Raw genomic sequence first — 16,235 nt, 5'->3', positions numbered from 1 at the left:
GCAGCCGAAGCCCGCAGCATAGCAAGGGTTACGGCTGCACCAGGTTAGCCAAAGAATTTCTATTTAGGGTATTTTTCAATAAACTCCGCAGCTCTTAAGTCTCCAAGCGAAACTGCGGTTGCCCAATTTTCGTGTGCGTCTGTTCTGCAAGAAATATTATAATTGCAAATTCCAATTTCCGTATAAGCCTTTGCATTTTTCGGATTTAACTCCAGAGCTTTGTAGAATGTATGTAGTGCAGCAATGTTTCCTTCCATAGTTCGAGTAACAATTCCTTTTTGCACGTATGCTTCTGAACTATTAGGGTTATCTTCTATTGCTTTGTTTATACATTCTAAAGCCAACGCAGGATTCCTTTTTTTTAGGTGGTTTTTACATGTTTCAATCGCTTCTTCAACTGATTCATTTGGTGAGCTTTTTTTCGAATTGAAACCAAACATTGCCAATAAATCAGTACCTGAAAATTTTTGCTTGTTACCGATAGAAACTGTTGATTTAATTCCTTCTTGAGGTGCTTTCATAGCATTAGCAACCAAAATACTTGTTTCTACATTCAGGTCTTTTTCGAATAATATGGTATCTGGTTTAGGGTCCAAGAAACTATAACGAATTCCAGTATAAACCTCTTTAAAGCCTAACTTTTTAAACAACTGTATAGCTCCTGTATTATTCTTGTCAGCATTTGCCTTGATTCCGTTAACACCTGCTTTTTTCAATAGTTTAATTATCTCGATATAGGCTTCAGTTGTATAACCTTTCCCTCTACATTCTTTTAGCACTTGACCTTGTATAGTAACAGGTTCGTGGATGCTATCTACAAAACACATTCTTATCCCAATTAGCTTGTTATTTTCTTTTAGAGCTAATCCCCACGTGACACATTCTTTATTTCTAAATAGAGTTGGATAGAAATCCGTAATTGTCGCAATTGTATCATCAAAATCATACCTTCTACCTTCATGTACATTTCTAATAATGTCAGGGTCCATATTCATCAGGTAAAGTTGTTTTACATCTTCTGGAACAACTTGTCTTAGATATAATCTCTTGCTTTCTAAAGAAGGAAAGCGATTAAACAGCATTTCAATATTCATATGGTTTTATCTTTTGGCTAACTATAGTATATAAGGAGGACATCCTGTTATCTGCCTTATATGCGGAAGCATGAAACCTCATATTGTTTCACCTATCCATGATCAGCATTACAAATGCTATAAAGAAGCACATCACCTACGGCACCATCTCATTTACCGCGTCTATTATAGTCATTACTTCGTAAGGATGGCGGTTAAGGAAGTTGCCCCGTTTTTTGCCCAGGCGTACGATGATGAGGTTCTTTTCGGGGATGACGATGATGTACTGGCCAAGGATGCCGCGGGCGTAAAAGATGTCCTGGCCCTTGTAGTTGGGCAGCAGCCACCAATGATAGCCGTAGAAATTCACTGTTTCGCCATTGTCGGCGGCAGGCAAGCCGCTGGGTGTTAGTGAGCCTTTGACGTAGGCGGGTGGCACAATGGTCTCGCCATTCCAGATGCCGTTGTGCAAGTATAATTTACCGAGCCGGGCAAAGTCGCGGGCGTTGGAGAAAAAACAGCAGTAGGCTTTTTCCATGCCACCTATGCGGTCTATACTCCACTCAGCATCGTGGGCCGCGCCGAGCGGCTTCCATAGCTTCTCCTGCGCATACTGGCTCAGGCTTTTACCTGTCGCGGCCCGCAGCACAAAACCCAGCAGCTGCGTATCGCCGCTTTTATAGCTAAAGGCCTCCCCCGACGGTGTCACGGTCTCCAGCCTATCAACTACTTTTTTCAGGTTGTCGCCATAGTAGGCTTCGGTCGTTTTAGAGAAAGGATTGATGTAAGATTCGTCCCAGTTTAGGCCGGAGCTCATCCAAAGCAAATCTTTGATGGTGATCCGGGCTTTGTCGCCGTGCCTGAACTCCGGCAGGAAATCCCCCACCCGCTGCTCCACACTTTTGATTTTGCCTTCTTTAATGGCCACGCCTACCAGCATGCTCACAATGCTTTTAGCCATGGAAAAGGAGCTGGTTTTAGAAGCTTCGCTATAGCCGCGCCAGTACTGCTCGTGGAGGATGGCGTCGTTTTGAACAATGAGAAACGCTACCGACTGCAGGCGCTGATGTACCCGTTGCAGGCTAGCGGGCATTTGCAACTGGTTATACTTCGCAGCTTTTGGCCAGGGCTGCTTTTTGCGGGGCGACTTTATTTTGCGCTGCTTAAATATCTTGTGGTCGTCGATGCTGGCGAAGTTGTGGTACATGGCTTTGTACACATACTTCTTATCTGCCCACTCTATCCACGCCGCTGCTCCTGCCAGCAGGAGCAGCGCCGCGCCAAAGCCATAGCGTCTGTTTTTTGGGGTCATGTAGTGTTTTAGAAGTCGTAGCCCAGAGTTAAATAAAATTTAGGCCCCTTGTGCTCATAATCCTCCTGCCCCCAGGCCACATCCAACTTACCATACACGCCCAGCAACGTAGTCCGTGCGCCTACACCATAGCCCAGCAGGAACGGGTTCCGGAAGTTAACAACCGTAATCTCGAAAGGATCATTTTCCGTTGGGCTGGTTCTGCCGCCTATGATGCGGGTGTTAATCGAGTTTTTACCTGTAAACGGGTTAGAGCCGTTGTAGGCAGAGCCGGCATCAGCAAAGGCGGTGAACTGCAGGTTACGGAAAAAGCCGGACGAAACAGGCCCGTTGTAGAGGTACTGCACAATAGGGATGCGCAGTTCAGCATTGGCCAGCAGGTATTTGCTGCCATTACGGGTGTTATAGTTAAAGCCCCGGAGCGGCGTTACATACTGCAGGTAAAACAGGTCGGCCGGAGAGCCAATAGTGATGTTGTTCTGATCGCTTGGGTCAGCATCATTGGAGATAAGCCAGTTGTCCATTCCCCCGATCAGGAAGCGTTTGGGCGAGTTGCCAAAGAAAGAGCCATAGCTCAGGCGCGTGGCCAGCACAATCTGGCGGTGCAACTTCTGGTAGTGGCGCAGGTCAACATAAAACTTATTGAAGCTCCCTTCTGAGCTGCCTAAGCTCTTTAGACTAAGCACACCGGCTTTCATGCGCGTGCCTACCATCATGTTAACGCCAGTGGTGATGGTATTATCAAACACAAATTCTAGGTTGCCGCCCCCGAAGTTAGTAACGCTATCTGGCGTAGCGAAGCTGTTGACAAACGTAAAGCGGGTATTTACAAACATGGGCCGTGCATGGATGCTGGTGCTGTAGCTAAGCGGGTAAACCAGCACCGGCGCAAACTCATTGCGGCCGAAACGAAGCACGGCACCTGTTTCATTCTCTTGTGTTACAATCACATCCCGGTGAAACTGCATGCCCAGGTCTACCCGGTTTTTCAGGTTCATGTATTCTGCTGAGAGACGGCTTGTTTCCAGGTCGGTGCGCAGAAAGGCACTGCCCCGGATGTGGTGGTTCTCAAACAGATCGCTCATGTTCACGCCGGCCACAATGCCAAAACCCAGCTGCGGATCAGAGTAAACGGAAGTGACGATCTCCTGCACACTAAAGCGCAGGTCATAGTCCAGCGGACCAACCAACTGCAAGTTGTTATTTATGGCACCGGCGCGGCGAACAGGAGCACCAGGAGATTTCTTGTTCTCCTGCTGCGTTTGGCTATCGCTTTCAAACTGATAGTTCTCGATGTTTACCTCTCCCTGGCGCTTCGGTTTGCTGGCGGCCTCGTTTTCCAGCAGCTTACGCGCTGCGGCATTCTGCTGCGGCACACGGGCACGGGTTTCCAGTATGATCTGGCGCGAGGTTTTGGGCAGACTAGCCAGAGCCGTAGGCGTAAACTCCGGCAGCAGGTATACAAAGTCGCGTGCCCCTTCGGAAGCTACAAGAGCCAGGGTGTTGCTGGCGCTGTTATAATCGTATTGTGTTATACTTTGCTCAAAGTTAGTGAGCGGCATACTTGTGCCAGCAGCAAAATCATAGCGGTATAGGCTGCGGATGCCATTTTCTTCGCTCAGGTATACCAGGCCGCCATCTTTCTGCGCCCGGGGGCTAAACTCGCTGGCAATAGAGTTTGTCAGTTGTTGTGGCGCTACCTGCTTATTTAGTTGCGGCAGCAGGAAAATATCATAGTTGCTTACGACCGAGTTAAAGGTAGGTGCCGCCGCCTGCCCGGTCGTATCTACCCAGCGGTTGGAGCTAAAGGCAATACCATCGCGGCCTTTCAGGAAAACTGGCTGGATATCATCATAAATATCATTAGTGAGTTGCTGCTGTGATTTCCCGTTGGCCCGTAGCAAGTATAAATCCGATTGCCCATCGCGTACGGCGCTCATCACCAGGCTCTGCCCGTCTTCGGAGTAGCTCATGTCGTGTACCTGCGTAAACTGGCCCAGCGTGGCAGCCGGTGTGCGCAAGTCATCCAGAAAAGGAATGTGGGCCCGGTGGCGTTTGGCACTTATCTGCCGCAGCACCATTTCTCCACGCTGTGCCTCCACAAAGCCCAGCTGGCTGTTGTTGCGCCACGCCAGTATCGGCAAAGCATAATCAATGGATTGGGTCAGGGTTTTGTAGCCGCCCTGCCACACCACATGGTTGCGCCGGGTGCGCACCTCCTGCACAATAATACGGTAGCGGCCATCCTCGTTTTCGGCATAGGCCAGCAAGGTGCCATCCGGGTTTAGCACGGGTTCGGTGTAGCGCAGGTCTTGTTTATTTCTTGCAAAAAGCTTGGCGCTCTCCGGCAGTTGCACCAGTGGGTTATCAGTACGGGTATTGATCTGCCGGTAATAGTTGTACCAGTCGTTCAGGAAGCGCTTGTACGGAATGTTGAGGCTGCTCGTAATACCGATCTCCACATCGCGCGTAATGCGCGTCAGGTTCAGGATGTTCTGGATAGAAGTATAGCCGTAGCGTTCTGCAATGTAGTTCCAGATCGACTGGCCAGCGAGTTGCGGGTTTAGAGCAATCAGCTTCTCGGGCTTCAGATTCGGCTCTTTTAGCAGCATGTTGCGCATGTAGTTGTCCATCTCCAGGCTCCAGCCCTCGGCAGTATAAGCAGCTACACCGGTTACGAACCAATCGGGCAGGCGCAGCAAATAACTACTCTGCAGCGCCTCTTTCAGGCTGCCGCCATACATCATATCATTTAGCAGCAGTTCCGTTAGCTTAAAGCTCAGGTCGCGCTTAAACGCTGTTTGTGTACCGTTAAAGGCAATCTCCACCTTGTTCTTCATAAACAGTGTTTCGCCGCCTGTCTGAAACTGATCGTTGTCGATGCCAATATTGCTCTGCCTTAGATCGGTGGGCGAGTTGTAGAGGATGAGCGTAACTTTGGAGTATGGGTAATAGCCGATCAGGCTGGTGACCCGCTTGAGCTCGCGCTCGGCATAGGCAGCCGCATTCTGGGCGATCTCCTGGCCTCCCTGCGAAAAGTAGATGTTGAAGTTCTGGGTGCTGTAGAGTTTCCAGTCAAAATTTTTGTACTGGATACGGCTCTTGCCAAATGTATCGCGGCCAGGTTGCGCCTGCAGGGTTGTGCCCGCCCCAACGCAAAGCACCAACAGCAACAATAACCTTATAGAAAAACGCATGCGCTTAGGATTGATGGTTTTAGTAGTACAAGCAAACAAAAAGGTACCGCAACAGATCGCCACAAATCAACTTACGGTATAAGCATAATGCCTGAAGCCGCTATTGGTTTACCTTATTTTTACTTAGCTGTAATATAACGAAAAATATCTTGAAATATTTACTTCCGGCAGCACTTCTGCCCCGCCTGTAAGTGCCTCGGCAAAGTGCTGCGCCAGGTAAGGGGCCATCAGCACTCCTTTGGATCCCATCCCATTAAAAACACTGAGCTGCGCATGCACTGGATGCCGCCCCACCAGCGGTCGCCGGTCACGCACAGCAGGCCGGATGCCAGCCTGGTGACGCACCAGTGTAAAGTGCTGTGAGGTAATCTGCCGGAAGCGGCTGGTAAGCTCCTCCTGCCCCTCGGGCGTGGGCTGTTCGTTGGGTTGGCGCCAGTCGTAGGTGGCACCAATCCGAAACCGTCCCGCTCCTACCGGAACAACGTAAACAGCTTTGTTATAGATGCATTCCGGGTTAAAATTCTCTGTCTGCACTTCTACTACCTCGCCTTTGGTAGGCTGCAGCGGCAACCATTTAAAATAGGGGTTCTGCGTTACCTGGTAGCCTTCGCAGAAAATCAGGTGGTCCGCCGCAACGTCTTTATACTTTACACCCTGCTCCGTTATCTGTAGTTGGGCCATGTCGAAGCGCTCCGGCAGCAGCAGGCCCTCTGCCTGGCGTTGTGCTGCCAGCAGTTGCAGCAGCTCTGCTACCAGCAAGTACCCGCCCCGCCTGATCATAATACCGCCATACGGATCTTGGATAGTGGGCTGGTGTATACTTTGGGTGTAAGTGGCCAGGATGTAAGCACTCCAGTTCGTGCCGGCACTTTTCGCCATCCAGGTATTCTGCTCCTCGATCGAGGAAAAGATTTTGTAGATAGGTTTATGGATGTATAGCTCCTGCCCGCAACGCGCCTCCAGATCAGCATAAAACGCATCCGCAGCCGGTATGAACGTATCGGCCAGCCAGGACTTGGCGAAGCGTTTGCCCGCTACCGGGTTCACCAGCCCCGCTGCTACATTGGAGGCAGAGTTACTTTTCGGCTCGTCTATTACCAGCACCTGCTGCCCGCGCTGCCGCAGCGTTTCCGCTAATATAGCCCCGGCCAGCCCATGCCCTACAACTATAAAATCATATTTCATCGGACCAAGTTACGAGATGTACCCATGAAATTTGTAACTTTAGGAGCCGATTTTATACAGAAGCCACCTGCCGTTTTGGCAAAGGACAATAGCTTCAGATACTTGCGGGCACTGCGCACTGGGCCAGTTCACCGGACAGCAAGTATGAACTTTTGCACCTGTGCTTCCAGATTGTTAACAAATGCAAATGAACGTTACCTGCCTTACCTTTAATGCCTTTCAGGAAAATACCTACCTGCTGCACGACGATACCCGCGAATGTGTAGTGATAGACCCCGGCTGTTATACTTCCGAAGAACGCCAGCAGCTGAAAAAGTATGTGGAGGACAACAACCTGAATGTCGTGCGCCTGCTGAACACGCACTGCCATATAGACCATGTGCTGGGTAATCAGTTTGTGGCCAGCACCTATAACATTGGCTTGGAAATTCACCAGCAGGACGAGCAGGTACTCCGTGCCGTGCCGACGTACGCCGGCGCCTACGGCTTTCCGCAGTATAGCGAGCAGCTACCCGAAAAGTACCTGCAGGAGGGCGATGTGGTGCAGTTTGGCAATACCCAATTGCAGGTGCTGCTCACACCCGGGCACGCGCCGGGGCATGTGGTGTTTTACAATGAGCCGGAGAAGATCATAATTGGCGGCGACGTGCTGTTCCGCCAGAGCATCGGCCGCACCGACCTGCCCGGCGGCGACTTCGATACGCTCATCCAAAGTATAAAAACAAAGCTTTTCACCTTGCCTGATGAGGTAACGGTATACCCCGGCCACGGCCCGGAAACCACCATCGGCTATGAAAAGCAGCATAATCCCTTTTTGCGGTAAATTAACCGCCGGCTCTCTGACGCATGAAAAAACACATTCCCAACGTTATTACCTGCCTTAACCTGTTCTCCGGGTGCCTGGCCTTATACTTTGCTTTCCAGGATAACCTGGTGTATACCTCGTACCTGGTGGGTGTTGCTGCCGGCTTTGATTTTCTGGATGGCCTGGTGGCACGCGTGCTGAACGTGCACTCCGAGATTGGCAAGCAACTGGATTCGCTGGCTGATATGGTGTCGTTTGGCGTGGTGCCGGGCACGCTCATGTTTATGCTGCTGACAAAAACAGGCGAGCCGATGTTTGGTGTTCCCGCTCATATAATGGCGCTGGCAGGCTTCCTGATCACAGTATTTTCGGCGCTGCGGCTGGCCAAGTTCAACATCGACACGCGCCAGACCTCGTCGTTTATCGGTTTGCCCACACCGGCCTGCACTATTCTTATCGCCTCGTTGCCCCTTATACTGGCACACGGCGACCTTATCCATTACGAAATCATCCTCAACCCGCTGGTGCTGCTGCCCTTAACAGCGCTGCTCTGTTTCCTGCTGGTAGCCGAGTTGCCGCTGTTTGCCCTCAAGTTCAAAAACCTGCGCTGGCAGGATAACTCCATACGCTTTATTTTCCTGGGGCTTTCGGTTATCTTACTGGCACTGCTTAACTTCGCAGCCATACCATTCATCATTGCCTTATACATACTTTTGTCCATCATCAAAAAACCTCATACCCAACATGAAATTTACCGCTGAAATAGATGTAATGCCCCGCCCCGAATTGTTAGACCCGCAAGGCAAAGCCGTGTTGCTGGGCCTGGAGCACCTGGGCCTGGACCAGGTAGGCGACGTGCGCATTGGCAAACATATTACCCTGCAGTTAGAGGCCGAAACAGAGGCGATCGCCCGCGAGAAGGTAGAAAAAGCCTGCAGCAAGTTGCTAGCCAACCTGATTATGGAGTCGTATGCGTATGAGCTGAAACAGCAGTAATAGCCGCGTGGCCATACTAATTTAGCCCCGTTTATAGTTATAGATGATGCCTGTCTGCTTCTGCGATGCCGGCGGGCATCATTCTCCTTTCTTTTAAGTATGATGAAGAGGCTTCTCCGACTGCTACTGGTTTGCGTGCTGCTCTGGGGCTGCACTGCCGGCACCGGAGCTAAAGCACAGCCTGCCGCGCTGCCGGAAGTAGTGCTGACCTGGCAGGGGCTGGAGGAGGTGCCACCCACCCAGGGAAGTTCCGGCAAAATACCGACTTTTATAGGCGCTGTGATGGATTATTCGCAGCGGCTGCCCTACTACCGCCTGCACTTGCCCGGCACGCACCTCAGCAACTTCCGCCTGGCAAATGCCACCTATGCCCCTTTTACCAGCGAAGAACAGAAGCTTTTAAAAAATGCTGCTATCGGTGCAGAGCCGCTCATCAGTATAGCCAACGCGACCGAAAACAAGCTGCCGGCAGCTTTGGTTACCATCCTGCCGCTGCGCCGCAACCCCCAAACGCAGCAACTGGAGAAGCTTGTCCACTTTTCTTATGCTTACGCGGCTTCTTCCCCACCAGCCCGCACGCAGGCCGCTAATGCCCTGCACAGCAGCCCGGCAGCCACCTCCGTGCTTAGCTCCGGCGACTGGTACAAACTGGCTGTAACAGGCTCGGGCATCTATAAAATTGATGGCAGTACGCTGCAGGCACTTGGCATCAATACCCAGAACCTTGATTCGAAAACAATCCAGCTTTACGGCAATGGCGGTGGTATGCTGCCCCAGCCCAACAGCACGCCCCGCCCCGATGACCTGCAGGAGAACACCATTCTGGTGTCCGGCGAAGCAGATGGCAGGTTTGATGCAGGCGATTACGTCTTGTTTTATGCGCAAGGGCCACATACCTGGACGTACGATGCGGCGCAACAGCAATTTACGCATCACTTTAACATCTACTCCGATACTGCTTATTATTTCCTGCGCATAGGTTACGCAGCCGGCAAGCGCATTAGCTCCCGCGGGCAGGCAAGTGGGGCCGCGCAACAGATCAGCAGCTACGACGAGCACCTATTTCATGAGCTGGAACAGAAAAACATGGTATACTCCGGCCGCGAGTGGTACGGAGAGGAATTCAGCTCTTTTACCCCCACCCGCGAGATCAGCTTTCCGGTAGCAAACCTGGTACCGGGTACCGAGGTAACACTCACGGCTTTCCTGATGGCCAACTCCCCCGCCGACTGTTCCTTTACCTTGAAGCTGAACAACCAACTGCTGGGCTCCCAAAGTATACCGAACCGCGGCACCTACAATTATCACCCCGAAGGCGTTAACAGCGTGCAAACGTATACCGTCGGGCAACCGGCCTTAGGCAACCCGACGGAGCTGAAAGCTATCCTTCAGTTTGATCCGGGGGGTAGCTCCACCTCGCTTGGTTACCTGAACTACCTGGAGCTAACTTACAAGCGGCAGCTGCAACTGTATGGTGAGCAAACTACATTCCGGTCGGTGGCAAGTATGAATGCTCCTTTTAGCACGTTTGATATAGCCAATGCGTCCGCTTCGGCCTTGGTCTGGGATGTAACAGACCCGCTGCAACCGGTGCAGCAACAGACCGAAGGTGCTGGCTCCGGCCTCCGGTTTAGTGCTCCGACCAGTGTGCTGCGCGAGTTTGTAGTCTTTCAAAACGGCAGCGGCCTTGCGCCTGTGCCAATCGGTAAAGTAGTCAACCAGAACCTGCACGCGCTGAACCTGGACGGCACCACCGATCTTGTCATCGTCACACACCCCACTCTCCTGGCTCAGGCAAACCGGCTGGCAGCGTACCGGAGCGAACACACCGGCCTGCAGGTAGAAGTCGTGACTACCCAGCAGGTATACAACGAGTTCTCGTCCGGTGCACCGGATATTACAGCCATTCGCGACATGATGCGCCTGGTGTATAGCCGCAGCTCTAATAGTGGGGCACATGCCCTGTACCTGCTGTTATTTGGCGACGCTACGTACGATTATAAAAACCACCTGGGCAAAAACACACTTCAGGTGCCGGTGTATGAGTCCCGGGAGTCGCTGAACCCGATCAGCAGTTATTCTTCCGAAGACTACTATGGTTTTCTGGATGAAGAGGAGGGTGAATGGGCTGAAACCCTGACCGGAGATCACCTGCTGGATATCGGCATCGGGCGCCTGCCAGCCAAAAACGCCCAGGAAGCAGCAACTATGGTTGATAAGATCATGGCGTATGAGAGTCCTGCCCAGTTCGGCAAATGGCGCAGCCGCATCACCTTTGTGGCAGATGACGGCGACAGCAACGAACACCTGAACGATGCCGAATACCTGGCCGCCTACCTGGAGGAGAACTTCCCGAACTATACCCCCAACAAAGTATACCTGGACCTCTTCCCACAAGAGGGCGTCGCGAACGGGCAGCGTTCGCCAGCGGCGGCGGAGGCCCTGACCAAAGCCGTAGAGCAGGGCTCGCTGATCACCAACTACACCGGCCATGGCAACGAAATAAGCTGGACGGCAGAACAGATCCTTACCATACCGCAGTTGCAAGCCTGGAAAAACAGCCAGAAGCTCACCTTCCTGCTGACTGCCACCTGCGAATTTGGCCGTTACGATGATCCTGCCCGTACGTCTGCTGCCGAACTGGCGGTGTTGCAGCCGGATGCCGGGGCAATCGGCCTGCTCACCACCACACGTCCGGTATATGCGACCGGCAACCGCGTACTGAACCGTAACTTTTTCCGTGCTGCTTTCACGCCCGTAGAAGGGCAGCTGCCGCGCCTAGGCGACTTAGTGATGCGCACCAAGAACAACAGCATTACGGGCGATGTGAATGGGGCAAAGGGCGTTAACAACCGCAACTTTACCTTGCTCTGTGATCCGTCGCTGCAACTAGCTTACCCTGATCTGCAGGTACAGATCACGCAGGTAAACGGCAAGCAGGCGAGTGCCGATACGTTAGGTGCTTTGAGCAAAGTAACGCTGGCCGGCCAGGTAAGTACAGCTGATGGAAGTATAGCCGCAGACTTTAGCGGTACCCTGCACCTGACCGTGTATGAAAAGCCGGTAACACGCCTCACACTTGGGGATGAAAGCAGCCAGTCCGTGCCCGTGCAGGTGCGCGACAATGTTCTTTACGACGGCAAAGCCACTGTGCGGAATGGCCAGTTTGAAGCTGCCTTTGTAGTGCCTAAAGATATCAACTACAGCTATGGGTATGGCAAAGTGACCCTGTATGCCAGCAACGACAAACACGATGCCATGGGCGCCAACCAGTCCATCGTAATCGGTGGCACGGCCTCTAACTCGGAAACTGACAACACGCCGCCCACTATTCAGCTGTTTCTGGATGATGAATCCTTTATACCCGGTGGTACCACCGGCAGCAGTCCTGTGTTGTTAGCCAAGCTGTACGACACCAACGGCATCAACACAGCGGGTATAGGGATAGGACACGAACTTACGGTCGTGCTGGACGAGAACAAGGAAGACCCGACTATCCTGAACGATTTCTATACGGCAGCGCCCGACAGTTACCAGCAGGGCCGTATCACCTATAGTTTAAAGGACCTGGCACCTGGCCTGCATTCGCTGCGTTTAAAGGCCTGGGATACCTACAATAATGCCGCAGAAGAATATATAGAGTTTTTTGTATCAAATGATACCAAACTTGCGTTAGAACATGTGCTGAATTATCCTAACCCGTTTTCTACCAAAACAACATTCTATTTTGACCACAACAGAGCTGGCGAAACACTGGACATCCAAATTCAGATCTTTACGATCTCCGGCAAACTCGTGAGAACACTACAAACTACCTCGTATGCTAGCCAAGCCCATTTAGCTGCCCTAACCTGGAACGGCCGCGATGAGTATAATGATGTGCTGGCCCGGGGCGTTTATGTGTATAAAGTAAATGTACGCTCGCAGCAGGACGGCTCCAGCACCTCAAAGTTTGAGAAACTTGTTATTTTAAATTAAGATAATCCTCTAATCTTGTTATATTTGATTTAGCTATCAATACCCGCTATATGTATAAAAGAAGTACACTTTTTAAGGCAGCTGCATTTTTCCTGGCTATCACCTCGGCACCTGTTGCTTTTGGTCAGACCACCATCGGTCAGGACAATGACATCAAGGCTGTTACAACAGCAGTGCCTATACTTACCGTGGCCCCGGATGCACGCTCTGCCGCGCTCGGCGATGCCGGCGTTGCCATCAGCCCGGACGCTAATACACCGCATTGGAACCCTGCCAAGCTCGGCTTCGTGCAAAACGACATGAGTGTGAGTCTTTCTTATTCTCCATGGCTTCGTAATATTGTGGATGATATGTCGCTCAGCTACCTGTCAGGCTACAAAAAACTAAGTGAAACTTCTGCTATTTCCGCGTCCCTTTTATACTTCGACCTGGGTGATATCCAGTTCATTGATGCTAACCGGCTCCCGATCCAGGATTACAGCCCGAAAGAATATGCTATTTCAGTAGCGTATGGCCAAGCACTGAGCGAGAATCTTAGCTTAGGTATTGGTGCCCGCTTCATCCACTCCAACCTGGCTGGCAACGTTAATGTCAGCGGCGGTTCTACCACATTTGAGTCCAAGCCCGGCAATACTGCAGCTGTAGATATTGGTGTATACTATAACAAGGATGTGAGCCAGAATATTAACCTGGCGTTAGGTGCCAACGTGTCGAACATAGGTGGTAAGATAGCTTATACTACGCAGGATGAGAAAGACTTTCTGCCGACGAACCTGAAAATAGGTACCGCTGTAAAGTATAACCTGGATGCTTACAATACGTTGACATTTGTGCTGGATGCGAACAAACTGCTGGTGCCATCGCCTGGTGCCGGAACAGACCAAAGCGTGGTAAGCGGCATTTTCTCGTCCTTCGGTGATGCCGAGGGTGGCTTTGGCGAAGAAATGCAGGAAGTAAACCTGTCCGGTGGCCTGGAGTACTGGTATAACAATTTGTTTGCAGCCCGTGCAGGTTACTTTTACGAAAACCCACAGAAAGGCGGAAGACAGTATTTATCGCTAGGTTTGGGTATCCGCTACGAAAAGTTTGGCATCGATGCAGCTTACCTAATCCCGGGCGAACAAGGTAACCCACTTGCCCAAACACTCCGCCTGAGCGTATCGCTTAATTTAGATAAATAGAAGTATATTTTAAGAATGCTTAATAGAACACAAGCTCCTGAAACATATAAAATAGATGCTATAACGCTGCAAGTGGCCGAGGTACATCACCTCGAGAACGGCGCGCGAATGCATGTTATCAAAAGCGAAACCCAGCCCGTTGTACGGCTGGATTTTGTTTTTAAGGCAGGTAAGTGGTTTGAGTCGCGCGATGGCGTATCAGACCTGGCAGCTAAAATGCTGCTGGAAGGCACCCTTAACCGCACTGCACGCCAGATAGCTGAATCCGTAGCCTATTTCGGTGCCTCGTTTGAGAGCAATCATGGCTACGACCGCACCGAGTTCACGCTGTACTGCTTAGAAAAATATGCCAAGCAGTTGGTGCCTTTGGTGCTGGATGTGCTACAGAACCCTTCTTTTCCGCAGGAGGAGTTTACGTTGTTAAAGCAGCGTTCTATCCAGAACGTAAAACTGCAGCGCAAGAAGAACAGCTACCTGGCAACAAACAGTTTCACAAAGTCAATCTATGGCGAAGCACATCCCTATGTGTTCGGTTTTGTGGCAGATGCTTTCGATCATCTTCAGTTACAGGACCTGCAGGACTTTTATAAAAATCATTTCGTAAGCCAGGAACTAGAAGTATTTGCCTTTGGCAGCATCAATTCTGAACTCCAGGAATATCTGGCAATAGAAATTGGTAAAATCAGGCTGCAGCCTACCAACAAGACGATTATTTCCCCTGCTCCTACTATACAGCCGTCCGCACAAACAGAGCACCTGGTGGAAATGCCTGATAGCCTGCAGTCATCTATACGAGTCGGCAGACGGTTCCCGTCTATACATGCCGCTGATTACCTGCAACTGACGGTGCTAAATGAAGTGTTGGGAGGTTATTTTGGCTCCCGTTTGATGCGCAATATCCGCGAAGACAAAGGCTATACGTATGGCATCTATTCGGCTATTTCGCCAAAAGAGCATGACACCTTGTTTTATATTGGCACAGATGTGAACTTCGCTGTAACAGATCTTACTTTAGAAGAGATCAAGAAAGAACTTCAGTTGCTGCAGCAGGAAGAAATACAGGAAGAGGAACTGCATACCATTCAGAACTATATGCTTGGTAAGTTCCTAAACGATATTGCGACTATCTTTGAACAAGGAGACCGCTACAAGCATACTGTCTTGTACCAGCTTCCGCAAGATTATTTCAATAACTACGTCACTACAATCCGAACGATTACACCTAGGCAACTTCAGCAATTGGCACAGCAGTATCTGTCTTTTGAAGACATGCACGTTGCTGTAGCCGGTAAAAAAGCCTAAGTAGGTATCCTCTAAAAGCAACAGCCAGTAGATGAACTCCATCTACCGGCTGTTGCTTTTATAATCCTGTTAAGTATAAGCCCCTTCACTATTCCCGCTCTGTACTACTTTATTATAAATGGGCTAGTAAAGATCCCTTCAGTATTAAGACTACTAGCAGAAGTAACACGAACATTATTCCCTAAATAAAAGTATAGCTTTCCTGATGCCAGATTAATAAAATTACCAATTCGGTATCAAATTTATCTTCTGCCTCAGTAAAGCTCGCTATTACTTCTAGCTCATGAACTCAAATATACTCCTGATCAACTGTCCGGACCAAAGCGGACTTGTGTTTAAAGTAACTCATATACTTTACACCAAGTATGGCTTAAACGTAATTAGTAACGCTGAATTTGTAGAAAGGAATTACCAGCACTTTTTTATGCGTACGGAATTCTCCGGTGAGTTCGACAGGAAGTCTCTTTTAAAGGATCTGTATGAGGCGTTACCAGATGATGTAACAATTACTTTAACAGATAGAAGAAAGAAGGACATCATCTTGCTGGCAACCAAAGAACACCACTGCCTAAGTGAGCTGCTTATCCGACATGCATTCAATGAACTAAATGCCTGCATACTTTGCGTGGTTAGCAACTATAATGTACTGGAAGATCTTACCCGTAAATTCGACATTCCTTTCCATCATATCAGCCATGAAGGGTTGAGCCGGGAGGAACATGAAGCAGCTGTACTCGAAATAATAGCGCCATACAACCCTGAGCTTCTTGTATTGGCAAAGTATATGCGCATCTTATCGAACCACTTTATTCAGCACTTTACAAACCGTATCATTAATATCCATCACTCCTTCCTCCCTGCATTTATTGGTGCAAACCCGTATGCACAGGCCTACGAACGCGGCGTTAAGATTATTGGAGCCACGGCTCACTTTGTCAGCCAGGAGTTAGATCAAGGCCCTATAATCGCCCAGAATGTAATACCAGTGGATCATACTTATAGTGCCAAGGAAATGGCGCAGGCAGGGCGTGATGTAGAAAAGAATGTCTTAGCGAAATCCCTAAAGCTGGTTCTGAATGAGCGGGTATTTGTTTATAATAACAAAACAATCATCTTTTAGCGGAACAGTTTATACTTGCAGATCAGGCCAGTGTGCTAGTACTATGTTGTTTTTTGGACTAGGGGTAAAAAAGAGCAGAGCACCGC

Annotated in this window: 11 protein-coding genes; 7 read left to right on the top strand and 4 right to left on the bottom strand. The window is 50.2% G+C overall.

What is annotated here, in order from left to right; all coding sequences use genetic code 11:
• Positions 1 to 59 precede the first annotated feature (59 nt).
• From ABDW72_RS16215 to ABDW72_RS16200, 4 genes are all read right to left on the bottom strand, one after another.
• A complete protein-coding gene (locus tag ABDW72_RS16215; protein ID WP_347159646.1) occupies positions 60 to 1,094 on the bottom strand; it encodes a GNAT family N-acetyltransferase in 1,035 nt (344 codons plus the stop codon).
• 136 nt (positions 1,095 to 1,230) lie between these two features.
• Positions 1,231 to 2,385 (bottom strand): serine hydrolase domain-containing protein, encoded by a 1,155-nt coding sequence (locus ABDW72_RS16210; protein ID WP_347159645.1) that lies wholly within the window; start codon positions 2,383 to 2,385, stop codon positions 1,231 to 1,233.
• Positions 2,386 to 2,393: 8 nt separating this feature from the next.
• A complete protein-coding gene (locus ABDW72_RS16205; protein WP_347159644.1) occupies positions 2,394 to 5,582 on the bottom strand; it encodes a hypothetical protein in 3,189 nt (1,062 codons plus the stop codon).
• Positions 5,583 to 5,705: 123 nt separating this feature from the next.
• Positions 5,706 to 6,767, bottom strand: coding sequence for an NAD(P)/FAD-dependent oxidoreductase (locus ABDW72_RS16200; RefSeq protein ID WP_347159643.1), 1,062 nt, complete (start codon positions 6,765 to 6,767; stop codon positions 5,706 to 5,708).
• A 187-nt stretch (positions 6,768 to 6,954) separates the two neighbouring features.
• Here ABDW72_RS16200 and ABDW72_RS16195 point away from each other — a divergent pair, with 187 nt between their 5' ends.
• The 7 genes from ABDW72_RS16195 (at position 6,955) to purU (ending at position 16,149) form a co-directional block, all read left to right on the top strand.
• The gene (locus tag ABDW72_RS16195; RefSeq protein WP_347159642.1) at positions 6,955 to 7,590 is read left to right on the top strand and encodes an MBL fold metallo-hydrolase; all 636 of its coding nucleotides are present in this window, start codon (positions 6,955 to 6,957) and stop codon (positions 7,588 to 7,590) included.
• 23 nt (positions 7,591 to 7,613) lie between these two features.
• Positions 7,614 to 8,333 carry a CDP-alcohol phosphatidyltransferase family protein gene (locus ABDW72_RS16190; RefSeq protein ID WP_347159641.1) on the top strand — a complete coding sequence of 240 codons (720 nt, stop codon included), beginning with the start codon at positions 7,614 to 7,616 and terminating at the stop codon, positions 8,331 to 8,333.
• Positions 8,317 to 8,568 (top strand): phosphoribosylformylglycinamidine synthase subunit PurS, encoded by a 252-nt coding sequence (purS, locus tag ABDW72_RS16185; RefSeq protein WP_347159640.1) that lies wholly within the window; start codon positions 8,317 to 8,319, stop codon positions 8,566 to 8,568. The genes ABDW72_RS16190 and purS overlap by 17 nt, the downstream gene beginning before the upstream one ends.
• A gap of 99 nt (positions 8,569 to 8,667) precedes the next feature.
• Positions 8,668 to 12,546, top strand: a complete 3,879-nt coding sequence (porU, locus tag ABDW72_RS16180) for a type IX secretion system sortase PorU (protein WP_347159639.1) — start codon at positions 8,668 to 8,670, stop codon at positions 12,544 to 12,546.
• Between the two features lie 50 nt (positions 12,547 to 12,596).
• Positions 12,597 to 13,727: a type IX secretion system outer membrane channel protein PorV gene (porV, locus tag ABDW72_RS16175; protein WP_347159638.1), complete on the top strand. Its 1,131-nt coding sequence runs from the start codon at positions 12,597 to 12,599 to the stop codon at positions 13,725 to 13,727.
• Positions 13,728 to 13,742: 15 nt separating this feature from the next.
• Positions 13,743 to 15,029, top strand: a complete 1,287-nt coding sequence (locus ABDW72_RS16170) for a M16 family metallopeptidase (RefSeq protein ID WP_347159637.1) — start codon at positions 13,743 to 13,745, stop codon at positions 15,027 to 15,029.
• Between the two features lie 283 nt (positions 15,030 to 15,312).
• Positions 15,313 to 16,149 carry a formyltetrahydrofolate deformylase gene (purU, locus tag ABDW72_RS16165; RefSeq protein WP_347159636.1) on the top strand — a complete coding sequence of 279 codons (837 nt, stop codon included), beginning with the start codon at positions 15,313 to 15,315 and terminating at the stop codon, positions 16,147 to 16,149.
• Positions 16,150 to 16,235: the final 86 nt, after the last annotated feature.

It is taken from the genome of Pontibacter chitinilyticus (assembly GCF_039748935.1).
GTDB lineage: Bacteria > Bacteroidota > Bacteroidia > Cytophagales > Hymenobacteraceae > Pontibacter > Pontibacter chitinilyticus.
Note: the sequence above shows the minus strand (reverse complement) of the source record. Positions and strands in the feature narration are given on the sequence as shown.

Bases quoted from the DNA above. Each gene is read 5' to 3' on its own strand.
- ABDW72_RS16215 (WP_347159646.1), bottom strand. From the start codon at position 1,094: ATGAATATTGAAATGCTGTTTAATCGCTTTCCTTCTTTAGAAAGCAAG.
- ABDW72_RS16210 (WP_347159645.1), bottom strand. From the start codon at position 2,385: ATGACCCCAAAAAACAGACGCTATGGCTTTGGCGCGGCGCTGCTCCTG.
- ABDW72_RS16205 (WP_347159644.1), bottom strand. From the start codon at position 5,582: ATGCGTTTTTCTATAAGGTTATTGTTGCTGTTGGTGCTTTGCGTTGGG.
- ABDW72_RS16200 (WP_347159643.1), bottom strand. From the start codon at position 6,767: ATGAAATATGATTTTATAGTTGTAGGGCATGGGCTGGCCGGGGCTATA.
- ABDW72_RS16195 (WP_347159642.1), top strand. From the start codon at position 6,955: ATGAACGTTACCTGCCTTACCTTTAATGCCTTTCAGGAAAATACCTAC.
- ABDW72_RS16190 (WP_347159641.1), top strand. From the start codon at position 7,614: ATGAAAAAACACATTCCCAACGTTATTACCTGCCTTAACCTGTTCTCC.
- purS (WP_347159640.1), top strand. From the start codon at position 8,317: ATGAAATTTACCGCTGAAATAGATGTAATGCCCCGCCCCGAATTGTTA.
- porU (WP_347159639.1), top strand. From the start codon at position 8,668: ATGATGAAGAGGCTTCTCCGACTGCTACTGGTTTGCGTGCTGCTCTGG.
- porV (WP_347159638.1), top strand. From the start codon at position 12,597: ATGTATAAAAGAAGTACACTTTTTAAGGCAGCTGCATTTTTCCTGGCT.
- ABDW72_RS16170 (WP_347159637.1), top strand. From the start codon at position 13,743: ATGCTTAATAGAACACAAGCTCCTGAAACATATAAAATAGATGCTATA.
- purU (WP_347159636.1), top strand. From the start codon at position 15,313: ATGAACTCAAATATACTCCTGATCAACTGTCCGGACCAAAGCGGACTT.